The sequence below is a fragment of the Grimontia sp. THUN1695 genome, from assembly GCF_059704325.2.
In genome coordinates this window covers 1,205,414-1,219,321 of sequence record NZ_AP046577.1, presented here as the reverse complement: position 1 = coordinate 1,219,321, position 13,908 = coordinate 1,205,414, and the positions used below count along the sequence as shown (strand labels likewise).

General features: G+C 50.6%; 11 protein-coding genes and 4 tRNA genes. 13 read left to right on the top strand and 2 right to left on the bottom strand.

Annotated features, from left to right (window positions below; all coding sequences use genetic code 11):
- Positions 1 to 50: 50 nt before the first annotated feature.
- The 13 genes from hutI to AC6IB1_RS09035 all read left to right on the top strand — a co-directional run bounded on the left by hutI (position 51) and on the right by AC6IB1_RS09035 (position 11,166).
- Positions 51 to 1,262 carry an imidazolonepropionase gene (hutI, locus tag AC6IB1_RS09095; protein WP_497568750.1) on the top strand — a complete coding sequence of 404 codons (1,212 nt, stop codon included), beginning with the start codon at positions 51 to 53 and terminating at the stop codon, positions 1,260 to 1,262.
- Entirely contained in the window at positions 1,252 to 2,268 is a 1,017-nt protein-coding gene (gene hutG / locus AC6IB1_RS09090) for a formimidoylglutamase (RefSeq protein ID WP_497568749.1), read from the top strand. Before hutI ends, hutG begins: the two co-directional genes overlap by 11 nt.
- On the top strand, positions 2,265 to 3,959 hold the full coding sequence (gene hutU / locus AC6IB1_RS09085; RefSeq protein ID WP_497568748.1) for a urocanate hydratase: 1,695 nt from the start codon (positions 2,265 to 2,267) through the stop codon (positions 3,957 to 3,959). Before hutG ends, hutU begins: the two co-directional genes overlap by 4 nt.
- A gap of 9 nt (positions 3,960 to 3,968) precedes the next feature.
- The gene (gene hutH / locus AC6IB1_RS09080; protein ID WP_497568747.1) at positions 3,969 to 5,501 is read left to right on the top strand and encodes a histidine ammonia-lyase; all 1,533 of its coding nucleotides are present in this window, start codon (positions 3,969 to 3,971) and stop codon (positions 5,499 to 5,501) included.
- Between the two features lie 166 nt (positions 5,502 to 5,667).
- Positions 5,668 to 6,531: a fructosamine kinase family protein gene (locus tag AC6IB1_RS09075; RefSeq protein ID WP_497568746.1), complete on the top strand. Its 864-nt coding sequence runs from the start codon at positions 5,668 to 5,670 to the stop codon at positions 6,529 to 6,531.
- Positions 6,532 to 6,604: 73 nt separating this feature from the next.
- Positions 6,605 to 7,255 carry a hexitol phosphatase HxpB gene (gene hxpB / locus AC6IB1_RS09070; RefSeq protein WP_497568745.1) on the top strand — a complete coding sequence of 217 codons (651 nt, stop codon included), beginning with the start codon at positions 6,605 to 6,607 and terminating at the stop codon, positions 7,253 to 7,255.
- Positions 7,256 to 7,573: 318 nt separating this feature from the next.
- Positions 7,574 to 7,777 carry a CPXCG motif-containing cysteine-rich protein gene (locus AC6IB1_RS09065; protein ID WP_040529052.1) on the top strand — a complete coding sequence of 68 codons (204 nt, stop codon included), beginning with the start codon at positions 7,574 to 7,576 and terminating at the stop codon, positions 7,775 to 7,777.
- Positions 7,778 to 8,043: 266 nt separating this feature from the next.
- A complete protein-coding gene (locus AC6IB1_RS09060) occupies positions 8,044 to 9,414 on the top strand; it encodes an MATE family efflux transporter (RefSeq protein WP_497568744.1) in 1,371 nt (456 codons plus the stop codon).
- 138 nt (positions 9,415 to 9,552) lie between these two features.
- Positions 9,553 to 10,551, top strand: coding sequence for a DUF3080 family protein (locus AC6IB1_RS09055; RefSeq protein WP_497568743.1), 999 nt, complete (start codon positions 9,553 to 9,555; stop codon positions 10,549 to 10,551).
- Positions 10,552 to 10,752: 201 nt separating this feature from the next.
- Positions 10,753 to 10,829: transfer RNA gene (locus tag AC6IB1_RS09050), tRNA-Val, on the top strand.
- Positions 10,830 to 10,856: 27 nt separating this feature from the next.
- Positions 10,857 to 10,933 (top strand) — tRNA-Val (locus AC6IB1_RS09045).
- 32 nt (positions 10,934 to 10,965) lie between these two features.
- Positions 10,966 to 11,042 (top strand) — tRNA-Val (locus tag AC6IB1_RS09040).
- Between the two features lie 48 nt (positions 11,043 to 11,090).
- Positions 11,091 to 11,166: transfer RNA gene (locus AC6IB1_RS09035), tRNA-Val, on the top strand.
- A 161-nt stretch (positions 11,167 to 11,327) separates the two neighbouring features.
- On the opposite strand, the gene glpK is transcribed toward AC6IB1_RS09035, so the two are convergent.
- On the bottom strand, positions 11,328 to 12,836 hold the full coding sequence (glpK, locus tag AC6IB1_RS09030; protein ID WP_497568742.1) for a glycerol kinase GlpK: 1,509 nt from the start codon (positions 12,834 to 12,836) through the stop codon (positions 11,328 to 11,330).
- 30 nt (positions 12,837 to 12,866) lie between these two features.
- The gene (locus tag AC6IB1_RS09025; RefSeq protein WP_497568741.1) at positions 12,867 to 13,715 is read right to left on the bottom strand and encodes an MIP/aquaporin family protein; all 849 of its coding nucleotides are present in this window, start codon (positions 13,713 to 13,715) and stop codon (positions 12,867 to 12,869) included.
- Positions 13,716 to 13,908: the final 193 nt, after the last annotated feature.

The window sequence follows — 13,908 nt, the reverse complement described above, 5'->3', positions numbered from 1 at the left end:
GCCCTTTTATTTGTCTATACATTTATATATACAAATAAGGAGCAGGCGAAATGAAGACGATCTTCACCGATTGCCGCATAGTCACTATGGACAGCGACATCAGCAAACCTGAAGGCTACTCAGTCAGGGAAAAACAAATGATTGCGACCGAAAACGGCGTGATCACTGCCATCGGCAAAGATATCTCTGTCGACGGCTATGAATGTGTTTCTCTCGGCAACCGCCTCGTCACGCCCGGCCTTATCGACGCCCATACCCACCTCATTTATGCCGGTGACCGTTCAGGTGAATTTGAGCAACGTTTGCAAGGTGTGCCTTACGAACACATTGCCAAAAACGGCGGCGGCATTCTCTCCACAGTGAAAGCCACCCGTGTTGCTTCCCTTGAAGAGCTGGTTTCTCTGGCCCTTCCTCGCGCCAACGCTTTAATACGTGACGGCGTCACAACTATCGAAGTAAAAAGTGGATATGGGCTGACTGTCAGGCAAGAACTAAAAATGCTCAAAGCGGCGAAAATGCTGGCGCAAGAGCTCGATGTCAACATCTCAACCACCTTGCTTGGCGCACACGCCCTGCCACCAGAATTCCAGCATGACAGCGACGGCTATATTTCGCTGGTGTGTGAAGAAATGATCCCCGCAGCGGCTGAAGCTAAACTCGCTGACGCGATTGACGTATTCTGTGAAGGCATTGGTTTTTCGCCCGCTCAAATGATGAGGGTATTTGACGCAGCCAGAAAACATGGGCTCAACATCAAAGGGCACACCGAGCAACTCTCCAATCTGGGTGGAAGCGCGCTGGCTGCCGGGATGGGAGCGCTCTCCGTCGACCATATTGAGTATCTTTGCGAAGATGGCGTAAAAGCTCTTGCTTCAAACGACACCGTCGCCACCCTGCTTCCCGGCGCATTCTACTTCTTGCGTGAAACCCACAAGCCGCCGGTTGAATCACTCCGCAAACACAATGTGCCTATGGCTATTGCCACCGATTTCAATCCCGGCACATCACCGTTTGCCAGCCTCACGTTAATGATGAACATGGCATCAACCCTGTTTGGCCTGACACCAAAGGAAACCCTGTATGGCGTAACCCGACACGCAGCAAAAGCACTTGGCTTAGAAAACAAAGGACAAATTGCTGTGGGATTTGATGCAGATTTGGCGGTGTGGGATTTGGACTCTCCCGCCCAGCTCAGTTATCAGATAGGGCTGGCACCGCTTCATGCCCGCTACCTGAAAGGGGTTAAAGCCAATGACAGTTAATATGGATGTCTGGCAAGGCCGGACAGATACAGAAGATGGCGACCTCGGTTTGCGTTTTCACCAAAAGGTAAAAAGTGCCGACAATGCGTGTGAACCGGGCGTGATGTTGATGGGCTTTGCCTGCGATGAAGGGGTATCACGGAATAAAGGCCGCGTGGGTGCTTATACTGCACCGGTTGAAATCCGCAAAATGCTGGCAAACCTGCCATGGCATCATCAATCGCTTGCCGTGTTCGACAATGGCGATGTGCATTGTGACGATCACGATCTGGCCAAAGCGCAAAAGCAACTGGCCGATAACATCCGCGATGCACTGCGGCAAAAACATTTCCCGATGATTCTGGGTGGCGGACACGAAGTGGCATGGGGCAGTTTCCAGGGACTTGCCCATCATTATCTGCAAAAAGGCGGGGAACAGCACCCTAGCATCGGCATCATTAACTTTGACGCACATTTCGATCTGCGCCCGACATCGGGCAACGCGCAGAGCGGCAGCTCTGGCACCCCTTTCTCCCAAATTGCGGAGTTTTGCCAAAACCGGCAATGGCCTTTCCATTACGCCTGTCTGGGGGTCAGCCGCGCCAGCAACACACAAGCCCTGTTTGCAAAAGCGCATGCCTTAGATGTGCTGACAATAGAAGACGTTGACTTCCATATTGCTAACCTGAAAACCATCGAAACACACATTGACACATTCATCGCCAAGGTCGATGTCGTGTACCTCACTATTGATCTCGACGTATTCCCGGCAGCGACAGCACCCGGTGTCAGCGCACCGGCAACACACGGTGTGGATTATGCGCTGGTCGAAAGCCTTATCCGCAGAATTGGCGAAGCCAGAGATGATTCAGGTTCGCCAAAACTCAAAATTGCCGATATCGCCGAGCTAAATCCGCGGTACGACATCGATAACCATACTGCCCGTCTCGCTGCCCGTCTCGTATGGACGATTTCCCGCAGCCTTACGGGTCCAATAGTTAGAAACTCACAAGGAATGACGCAATGAAGGATCCACGTCTGGATCTGTCGCGGACGGTTAACGCCCCGACAGGCACTGAACTGACTACAAAGTCCTGGCTGACCGAAGCCCCGCTTCGCATGCTGATGAATAACCTGCACCCGGACGTGGCTGAACATCCCCATGCACTGGTGGTATATGGCGGCATTGGTCGCGCTGCACGTAACTGGCAATGTTATGACAAAATTATCGATGTATTGCGCCGTCTGGAAGACGATCAGACGCTGCTGGTTCAATCCGGCAAACCGGTGGGCGTTTTTCCTACCCACAAAGACGCGCCGCGCGTGTTGATTGCAAACTCCAATCTGGTGCCGCACTGGGCAAATTGGGAACACTTCAATGAGCTCGATAAACAGGGCCTGATGATGTACGGACAGATGACCGCAGGCAGCTGGATTTACATCGGCTCACAGGGCATTGTTCAAGGCACTTACGAAACCTTTGTTGCTGTAGCGAAAAAGCATTTCGGCGGCAATGCCAAAGGCCGCTGGGTACTTACCGGGGGCCTTGGCGGTATGGGCGGCGCGCAACCATTAGCGGCAACGATGGCGGGATTTTCCATGATTGCAGTCGAATGCGATGAAAGCCGTATCGACTATCGCCTGCGCACCGGGTATGTCGACAAAAAAGCGACGGATCTCGACGAGGCCCTTTCTCTGCTTCAACAATCCGTCGACAACAACCAACCACTGTCGATTGGTTTATTAGGTAACGCAGCAGATGTGTTTGCTGAGCTGGTAAACCGCGGCATCACGCCCGACGTAGTGACCGACCAAACTTCTGCCCACGATCCATTAAACGGCTACCTTCCTCAGGGCTGGACGATGGAGGAAGCGGCAGAAAAACGCAAAACTGACGAAGCCACTGTCATTGAAGCGGCAAAACTTTCCATGGCTGAACAGGTTAAGGCCATGCTGGCATTACAGTCTCGCGGCGCAGCAACGCTCGACTACGGGAACAACATTCGCCAGATGGCTCTGGAAAAAGGCGTCGAGAACGCATTTGATTTCCCGGGCTTTGTCCCGGCGTACATCCGTCCCCTGTTTTGTCAGGGCATCGGCCCCTTCCGTTGGGCTGCGCTTTCCGGCGATCCGGAAGACATCTATAAAACCGACCAGAAAGTGAAAGAACTGATCCCGGACAACCCTCACCTGCACAACTGGTTGGACATGGCTCGTGAACACATCCAGTTTCAGGGACTTCCGGCGCGCATCTGCTGGGTTGGGTTAAAAGATCGTGCCCGTCTTGGCCTTGCCTTCAATGAAATGGTCAAAAACGGCGAGCTGAAAGCCCCCATTGTGATTGGCCGCGATCATTTGGATTCCGGCTCCGTTGCCAGCCCGAACCGGGAGACCGAAGGCATGATGGACGGGTCAGATGCGGTATCTGACTGGCCATTGCTCAACGCCCTACTGAACACAGCGTCCGGCGCGACCTGGGTGTCTCTGCACCATGGTGGCGGCGTGGGAATGGGATTCTCGCAACACTCTGGCGTTGTTATTGTGTGTGATGGCACGGAAGATGCCGCCAAACGGATCGGCCGAGTGCTTCATAACGATCCGGCAACCGGGGTGATGCGCCATGCAGATGCCGGTTATGGCATCGCTATCAATTGCGCCAAAGAGCAACAACTGGATTTGCCACTGCTCGATCTTCCCAACGTTCCGGTCAAGCAGTAAGGAGCAACAATGAACAAACTCGTGATGACACCCGGTGCGTTGACGCTCAAACAACTCCGCATGGTAAGCCGTGAATCCGTACAGGTGAGTTTTACTGACGGGGTTGCAGAAACCATGCAGGAAAGCGTGGATACCGTTGCCAGTGTGCTTGAAGAAGGCCGCGTCGTTTATGGCATTAATACCGGCTTCGGTTTGCTCGCGAACACCCGTATTGAACTGGACGATCTGGAAACCTTGCAACGCTCTATTGTTCTTTCCCACGCCGCAGGGATTGGCGACTTTATGGATGACAACACAGTACGCCTGATGATGGTACTGAAGATTGCAAGCCTCGCCCGCGGGTATTCAGGTATCCGTTTCTCTGTAGTCGATGCCTTGGCAACACTGATTAATGCCGAAGTCTTTCCCTGTATTCCCAAGAAAGGATCGGTGGGTGCGTCCGGTGATCTTGCTCCCCTCGCCCACATGAGCACTGTCCTGCTTGGCGAAGGTCAGGCAAGACATAAAGGCGAAATCATTTCCGGCGCAATGGCCCTGAAAATTGCCGGCCTTGACCCTGTCACCCTTGGCCCGAAAGAAGGTCTGGCCTTGCTGAACGGAACACAGGCATCTACCGCATTTGCACTCGAAGGCCTGTTTGCGGCTGAAGACTTGTTTGCATCTGCCACGGCATGTGGTGCACTTTCCGTGGAAGCCGCGCTTGGCAGCCGCCGTCCTTTTGACCCTCGTATTCACCACGTTCGCGGACACCGTGCGCAAATGGATGCCGCAGAGGCTTATCGCCATTTACTCGAAAGCCGCAGCGAAATTGGGGACAGTCACCAAGGCTGTGAAAAAGTGCAAGATCCTTATTCCCTGCGCTGCCAGCCACAGGTGATGGGAGCATGTTTGCAGCAAATTCGCCACGCAGCCGATGTGCTGGAAATTGAAGCCAACTCGGTGTCAGATAATCCTTTGGTGTTCTGTGAGGATGGCGACATCATCTCCGGCGGCAATTTTCATGCTGAGCCCGTGGCGATGGCAGCCGACAACCTTGCTCTGGCAATCGCAGAAATAGGGAGCCTTTCCGAACGGCGCATGGCACTGCTTATCGACAGCAGCCTTAGCAAACTGCCTCCCTTCCTTGTTGACAACGGCGGTGTGAACAGCGGCTTTATGATTGCGCAGGTAACGTCTGCTGCGCTGGCTAGCGAAAACAAAACACTGGCACATCCCGCTTCCGTAGATAGCCTGCCCACATCGGCAAACCAAGAAGATCATGTTTCTATGGCCACCTTTGCCGGGCGACGTCTTTCTGATATGGCCGAGAATACCCGTGGGATACTCGCCGTGGAATTACTTGCTGCCTGCCAGGGGCTGGATTTTCGCACACCACTTAAAACTACATTGCAGCTCGAGAAAATTAAGGCTGAACTTCGAAGCCATGTCGCTTTTTATGACAAGGACAGATACTTTGCCCCTGACATTGAAAAAGCCAATACGCACCTAAAACAAGCAAGCCACAACAAATACATGCCCGCCCACTTGTTACCCAGCTTGTAGCACGTCAAAACCAATCGCGAAGCTCCGTTTTGACGGGGCTTTGTTTTATTTCAAATAAAATCCCTTTTTCCAGCAGATATTGTGGGTTTACACACATATCACTGTGACAAGATTGCGCTACTATTTTGTTATCACACCAATTTTCATTGCAATGAAGAGGTGCAATATGTGGCATTCGCTCTCAGTTCAGCTTTCGCTTACTCTGGGCCAACGGTTTGAGGTTGAAGAAAAGACACCGATCGACGGTGGTGATATAAACGAGTGTTACTCCATTGCATGCGGAAACATGCGCTTCTTCGTAAAGATAAATGCCAGGGATAACCTCCCCGTTTTCGAAGCTGAAGCAGAGAGCTTGCGCCACCTTGCCAACAGCGGAGAAGTCTCTATCCCGCAGGTTGTCTACATTGGCATTATCAAAGAGAAATCGGTACTGGTGCTCGACTTCATTCCCATGAAACCACTGGATGACGAAAATGCTTACCTGCTTGGCAAAGAGTTGGCCAACCTTCACAAATGGGGAGAACAGCTCGAGTATGGCTTCGATATTGATAACTTCATTGGTACTACTGAGCAACGAAACAGTTGGCACCGCAAATGGGGAAACTTTTTTGCCGATCACCGCATTGGCTTTCAACTAAAACTGGCTGAAGAACGCGGCATGTCGTTTGGCGATGTCGAACGCATTGTTAATGAGGTGAAAGAGCGCCTGACTGGTCACCAACCTAAAGCCAGTTTACTCCATGGTGATTTATGGAAAGGTAATGCTTCATCCACCATGAGTGGTCCTGTCATCTACGATCCTGCCTGTTATTGGGGAGATCGCGAAGTGGATATAGCCATGACGCATCTGTTTGGTGGATTCCCCGAAAGCTTCTACAAAGGCTACGAGGAAGTGTGGCCACTCGATCCGGGATTTGAAGCGCGGAAAGACATTTACAACCTTTACCACATGCTCAACCATTGTTTGCTGTTCGGCGGCCCCTACTTGACTGAAACTGAGGCATTAATCAACAAACTGGGATTGAATTGATTTAGTATGTTCCTTCTAAAAATATAGAGTGAGGCGTTTCGGCGCCTTTTGACTTTCTTAGGAACCCATCTTCATGATCCAAGCAGCTATTTTTGATATGGACGGCCTGCTGGTCGATTCTGAACCGTTCTGGCAAGACGCCCAGCTTGCCGTTTTTCAAGAACTTGGTGTACAAATAAGCAGGCAAGACACCATTGATACCACAGGTATCCGCATCGACCAGATCGTTAAACACTATTACGAGACCCAAGGCTGGGAAAGCCTTTCCTGCGAAGCGGTCTGTAATATGATCCTTGATAAAGTCATCGAACTGGTATCGATTCACAAACCCATGATGCCTGGCGTTATACACGCGCTGACATTGTGCAAAGAAGCCAATCTACGCATTGCTCTCGCTTCTTCGTCTCCATTGAAACTGATCAACGCAACACTGACAGCACTGGAACTGGATGACTGGTTCGAACAACGGTACTCTGCAGAACACCTGAAATACGGCAAGCCCCATCCGGAGGTTTATCTTAATGCAGCCGAAGGTCTTGGCATCGACCCTCAATATTGCGTGGCGTTTGAAGACTCGTTCACCGGATTGCTGGCGGCGAAATCAGCCCAGATGCGCACAATTGTGGTGCCAGAACATCAGGTTGCAGACAAACCACAGTGGGTCATTAGTGACGTGAAACTTCGCTCACTCAACGAATTAACCCAAGAAATATTAGGGCTTTAATTCGTGAAGACAGGGCAGATTTGTCGCGTTTGTCCTGTTTTTTCAACTCACCTTTGAATCGCCCTCGCAAAACGTATTTTTACCGTACACTTTTTAACACTTGGTTACGTATCTCTATCGGCGTGCTGGATATAAAACCAATGAAATCTATTGCATTTAAATAATTCAATTCAAATTCCGGTACGTGGTCATAGTTTCGTCTTATTTTACTGAGCAAACATTCTTGAGTTTTTAGAATGAATACATGTGAACGATTCAGGAAATGACTACCTTTCCTTCGTCACGTTGTAGGCTCGCAGTTCAGAGAGGGAGTTGAACATGCAAAACTTTACCGAAAGAGGGATCGATTGTCCGCATTGCGGACACAGGATTCGTATTACTTTGGATACCAGTGGTGGCGATCAGGATTTTTACGATGATTGCCCAGCGTGTTGTAACGCTATTCATCTTAATCTACAAATCGATTCCCAACATAAAACCATTCACTTATTCGTAGATGCTGACGACGAACAAATCTTCTAACACAATACCGTCGACACACAAAAGCCAGCAACGATGATGCTGGCTTTTTCTTTGTTATATGCGCAAAACGTAGCGCATTGCTCTGCAAGAAGCACTGGCGTATAAAATAAGGAGCATGGTATACAAACCACCTGACGCTACCGGAGACTGGACATAAATTATCTAAAAATACTGCTGTTAAACCACAGTATCGATTGTCGATTTGCTTGGCAAACGTATAATGTCCTGTCCTTTTTCTGCTCTTTTTCTTTTCTCTGGAGTTGTAGGTGCAAAATTATCACCTTGAAGCCAAATCCATCATCAAATTAGGGATCCCCGTCTTTATTGCGCAGCTCGCGCAAACATCGATGGGTTTTGTTGATACTGTTATGGCCGGTGGTGTCAGCGCGACTGACATGGCGGCGGTCGCTGTCGCAACCAGCGTTTGGTTGCCTTCGATCCTGTTTGGTATTGGTATTCTGCTGGCGATGGTACCGATCATCGCACAGCTCAATGGCTCTGGCCGTCAGGCAAAAATACCTTTTCAGGTACAACAGGGCGTCTATATGGCCCTTATACTCTCCGTACCCATTGGGCTCATCCTCTACAACGCCGGACATATCGTTAACTACATGGATGTTGAAGCCGCGCTGGCAGAAAAAACCATTGGTTATCTGTATGCGGTGATCCTGGCGGTTCCTGCGTTCCTGTTGTTTCAGGTGTTGCGAAACCTGGCAGAAGGAATGTCACTGACTATCCCTGCCATGGTGATTGGCTTTATCGGCCTGGCTGCCAACGTGCCGCTAAACTGGATTTTCGTTTACGGCAAGTTTGGAGCCCCTGAGCTAGGGGCTGTAGGCTGTGGCGTCGCAACAACCATTGTTTACTGGCTGATGTTGGTGTCGATGTTTATCTACATCAAACTTAGCAAACGGCTGCAGCGCATTGATGCATTTGCCCAGTTTGCGAAACCTGACTTTCCGGGCTTGTGGCGCATTTTCAAGATGGGCCTGCCTGTTGCTGCGGCCCTTTTCTTCGAAGTCACCATGTTCGCTGTTGTCGCCCTGCTGATCGCGCCGTTGGGCTCGACTGTCGTCGCCGCGCACCAGATTGCGATTAACTTTTCTTCGATGATCTTCATGTTGCCGATGAGCCTTGGCACTGCGGTAAGTATCCGTGTCAGCCACCAGCTCGGTGAAAAATCCACCGAAGGTGCAGCAAGGGCAGTGAAACTCGGCATCCTGATTGGTCTTGGCACCGCAGTGATCACGGCTGCTCTCACGGTAATTTTTCGCGAACCGATCATTCACCTTTACAACAGCAATCCGGAAGTGGTTGCCATTGCAGCCAACCTGATGCTGCTGGCTGCGGTGTATCAATGTACCGATGCTATCCAAGTGGTCGCTGCCGGTGCCTTGCGTGGGTATAAGGACATGCGCGCAATTTTCGAGCGCACTTTTATCGCTTACTGGGTATTGGGCGTACCGACCGGTTACATCCTTGGTCTGACAGACTGGATTGTGGCACCAATGGGCGCCTATGGTTTCTGGGTGGGCATCATCATTGGTCTTACCTCTGCCGCTATCATGCTCGGCATGCGCCTTCACTGGATTCGCAAACAATCTGACGAGTTTCAGTTGGCGATGGCAGAAAAATAACGCCCACGCTATTAGAAAACATAAACCCCTCACACATCCCGGCCCAGTGCCGGGATTTTCATGCCCAGTCAGCCCAATCCGATCCCATATCTTTTATACTCCGTACCAGTGATTAAACAACAACCCAACGGTAATCTGATGGTTTTAAAGCAATGCCTGCGTATTTTGCTCGTGTTCTTTTTATCTGGATGTTTTGAGCCAGACAAAGCCCGCACGCAGTTTGAAAACTATCAAACCCGCCTTGCCAACGTGGTGAATACAGAGCCCGTTCCCCTCGAAAACAGTATCTACATCGCGCTTCCCAGAAAGCGGGACCTTCAACAACCACTGAAAGATGTGCGCATGGGCCTACTGGATGCATACGAACTCAGGGAGTGTGGCCTTTTTCAGTTGGTTGCAGACAGGAATTCCATCCTAGGTAAAGTCCAGGATGCTTTTCGCCAACTAAGCTACGAATTCCAGCTATTGGCAACGCTGGAACGCTGCTTGTTGCAGGTTGACAGTGATTCGCTGAAAGTTCAGCTTGAAACAGTACAGAAGCAAAAGCAGGCGCAACTGCCGATTGTGTACCTGAACACCCTGACCAGTAGCGATGCATGGCGACAGCAGCTTACGCCTCCTTCTACTAACCTTATCGCGCCAGACCAGCCGTTTCCCCACAGCGAAGCGCTCCTTGCCATCAATACTTATGCAGGCTTGTTAGAACAAAGGGCTGGCATCGTACACACCCAGGAGCCCATCGAGAAACAGCGCTACCTCGGTGCGGTATTTTTTTCCATGGATGAAAGCACCCGTTGGCTGAACACCATCACTAAACAACTACACCGGGACGATCCACGGGTAAGTTGTGGTCCCAACCGCGACCCTACTCGCTTTAACTACCTCAGGAACGTGTTCGACAAATTCTTTGTCGGTGAGGTGCAGCCGTATTTGTCTAACATCAACGGCCTTTATCTCGACGCCCAGCCTGCCCTTCAGAAATTACACCGCCAATTACCGGAAAACCGTGCATTTTCAGACTTTAACGCAGCCTATTTTGGCGGAGAACATTACCGCCTTTTCCAACAGTCAGTGAAAGATCACGTGAGTTATTGGCAAAAACTGTTCAAACGCTGCAATGTTCAGGTGGGTGCATAACGCCTAAAATCCGGCCAGTGCAACCACAAATAGCAAATGGGCACCCAAATTTCTGGCGTAAGAAAGCGCAAATTGTGCAGCAAAGCATCAAACGCGCGTCTGGACGCAAAAAAGTCCTGTTTTGCGCTTGCGCAGCCCAGCCCTACTCGCTAATATTCATCCCGCTTTCAGGGGAAGCAGCGCTGAATATCACTAAGATATGCGTCTGTAGCTCAGTTGGTTAGAGTACTACCTTGACATGGTAGGGGTCGGCAGTTCGAGTCTGCCCAGACGCACCATGCTTCAATCTGAAAAGAAAACACTTTGCGTCCGTAGCTCAGTTGGTTAGAGTATCGCCTTGACATGGCGGGGGTCGGCAGTTCGAGTCTGCCCGGACGCACCATTCTATACCTGACTAGAATGGGATCAGAATTTGGGTCTATAGCTCAGTTGGTTAGAGTACTACCTTGACATGGTAGGGGTCGGCAGTTCGAGTCTGCCTAGACCCACCAAATTCCAATAAATGCACTACCCTTTCAGGGCATCCTAAGCATTTATTCGGGCGATTAGCTCAGTTGGGAGAGCACCTCCCTTACAAGGAGGGGGTCACTGGTTCGAGCCCGGTATCGCCCACCACTTCAAAAGCCTGCTTTCGAGCAGGCTTTTTTGCATCTTGCTCCTTACCCCATTATCCTGATTCGCAAATTCCCTGCCTCCTTCCCAACCCACAATATACCGATCAAAAAAGTCCTGCTCTTTCAGGCAGGACTTTTACTTACGTGGAGTATGTCAGGGCATTACTCTTCGATTTCTGCCCAAATCTGCGCGCATTTCACGGCACGTTTCCAGCCTTTGTATCGCTGGGCACGTTTTTCTTCATTGCCATCCGGGGTGAATGAACGGTCGAGAACTGCTTTGTTTTGCAGCTCGTCAATGCCATTCCAGAAGCCAACCGCAAGACCAGCCAAATACGCAGCGCCGAGTGCTGTTACTTCGGTGACCTGCGGACGGTGCACTTCTGTGTTCAGCAAATCCGCCTGAAACTGCATCAGGAAGTTGTTGTGTACCGCGCCGCCGTCTACACGCAGTGCGCTCAACTCAATGCCGGAATCTGCCTGCATGGCATCCAGTACATCACGGGTTTGGTACGCGATACTTTCCAACGTCGCGCGGACAATATGGTTAGCATTTGCGCCGCGAGTCAGGCCAACAATGGTGCCACGTGCGTATGCGTCCCAGTAAGGTGCACCTAAGCCGGTAAAGGCTGGCACCACATAAACGCCGTTTGATGTATCCACTTTCGTTGCAAAGTATTCAGAGTCTTTTGCGTCAGCAATCAGCTTCATTTCATCACGCAGCCACTGAATTGACGCGCCACCCATAAATACCGAACCTTCCAGTGCGTAAGCCGGTTCGCCTTTCGGGCCACAAGCCAGAGTTGTCAACAAGCCGTTGCGGGAGGTGACTTTTTCCTTGCCGGTGTTCATCAACAGGAAACAGCCTGTGCCATACGTGTTTTTCGCTTGCCCTGCTTCTACACACATCTGTCCAAACAATGCAGCTTGTTGGTCACCGGCAATACCTGCGATAGGAATACGTGTGCCGCCTTTACCACCGATGTTGGTCTGGCCGTAAACTTCAGACGAGCATTTCACTTCTGGCATCATGCTCGCCGGAATGCCCAGCTCATCAAGGATCTTGCTGTCCCAGGTCATCTCATTGATGTTAAACAGCATGGTGCGTGATGCGTTGGTGTAATCGGTGACGTGAACGCGGCCCTGAGTCATCTTCCAAACCAGCCAGGTATCTACTGTACCGAACAGTAATTTACCGGCCTGCGCATCTTCACGGGCGCCTTCTACATTATCAAGAATCCATTTTACTTTGGTGCCTGAGAAATACGGGTCGAGCAACAGCCCGGTATTTTCACGTATGTATTCTTCCAGACCACGCGCTTTCAGTTCTTCGCAGATTTCCGCTGTGCGGCGGCATTGCCATACAATGGCGTTGTAAACTGGCTTTCCGGTTTCTTTGTTCCAGACGATGGTGGTTTCGCGCTGGTTAGTAATACCGATGCCGGCAACTTCATCGCTGCGAATGCCCGCTTTACTCAACGCCTCGACCAAGGTAGAGCTTTGTGTCGCGTAAATCTCCATTGGGTTGTGCTCTACCCAGCCTGCCTGCGGATAAATCTGAGTAAATTCACGCTGTGAACTGCTTACGATATTGGCATTATGATCCAGCACAACTGCGCGGGAGCTTGTAGTTCCCTGGTCCAGAGCGACGATATATTTTTGATTTGTCATTGTTCTATACCTTTTGTTTTTATTCATTATTTAGATTTGGGCAGCTTCAGTTGAGTCATCACATTGGTTGGGAATGGTGCAACCGGTGCCCACTGTCGGCAGGAAAAGACCAATGGCTTTTGGATAAATCCACGCACCGAAACATGCACCCGCAATGGGGCCAAGAATAGGCACGATAAAGTAAGGAATATCCTTAGCACCAGTCAACGCATAATCCCAGCCAGCAATAAACGCGAAGAATTTAGGGCCAAAGTCACGCGCTGGGTTCATAGCAAAGCCAGTCAAAGGCCCTAAAGAACCACCGATAACCGCAATCAAAATACCAATCAACAGCGGGTTCATCGCACCACGGCGGGCACCATTGTTTTCATCCCCTAACGCCAGGATGCCAAACATCAGCACAGCAGTAATGGCAAACTCCACCATGGTCGCACCAAAGAATGAGAGCGATGGATGGGAATATGTAGAGAAAATACCCGCCGTCGCCAATGCTTCAACGCTGTCGCGCGTAAAACCATGTGCCACTTCATAGTCTGTAAACAGTGGACTGTAGAGGAAATACACCAGCGCCGCCGCAGAAAAAGCCCCCAAACATTGAGACAAGATATAAGGCGCGACTTTGGATTTATTAAAACCATGGAATACAGCAAGGGCGATAGTCACTGCCGGATTAAGGTGAGCCCCAGAAACACCCGCTGTGCAGTAAATAGCAAGGGCAACGCCTAAGCCCCAGACAATACTTATTTCCCATTGTGTGAATTCTGCATTGGTAAGTACCAACGCAGCAACGCATCCAACGCCGAAAAAGATGAGTAACCCCGTACCGATAAACTCTGCAATGCACTGGCCCAGCAGCGTGTGTTGCCGGTTGTTAGTCATGATGACCTCCTCGTTTTTATGTGGTTAAAAAGTGCATTCACCTTTGCGGCCTGCAAACGTTCACCAAAGCCGCAAAGGTCACTTTCCCTCTCACCAGTGAGGCTCAATATACGCATAACTCGACAAACCACTACTCAACAAAATTACAAATGAGCGAACGAGCACAAATTTCGTTTTTGAAACGCGAATTTTT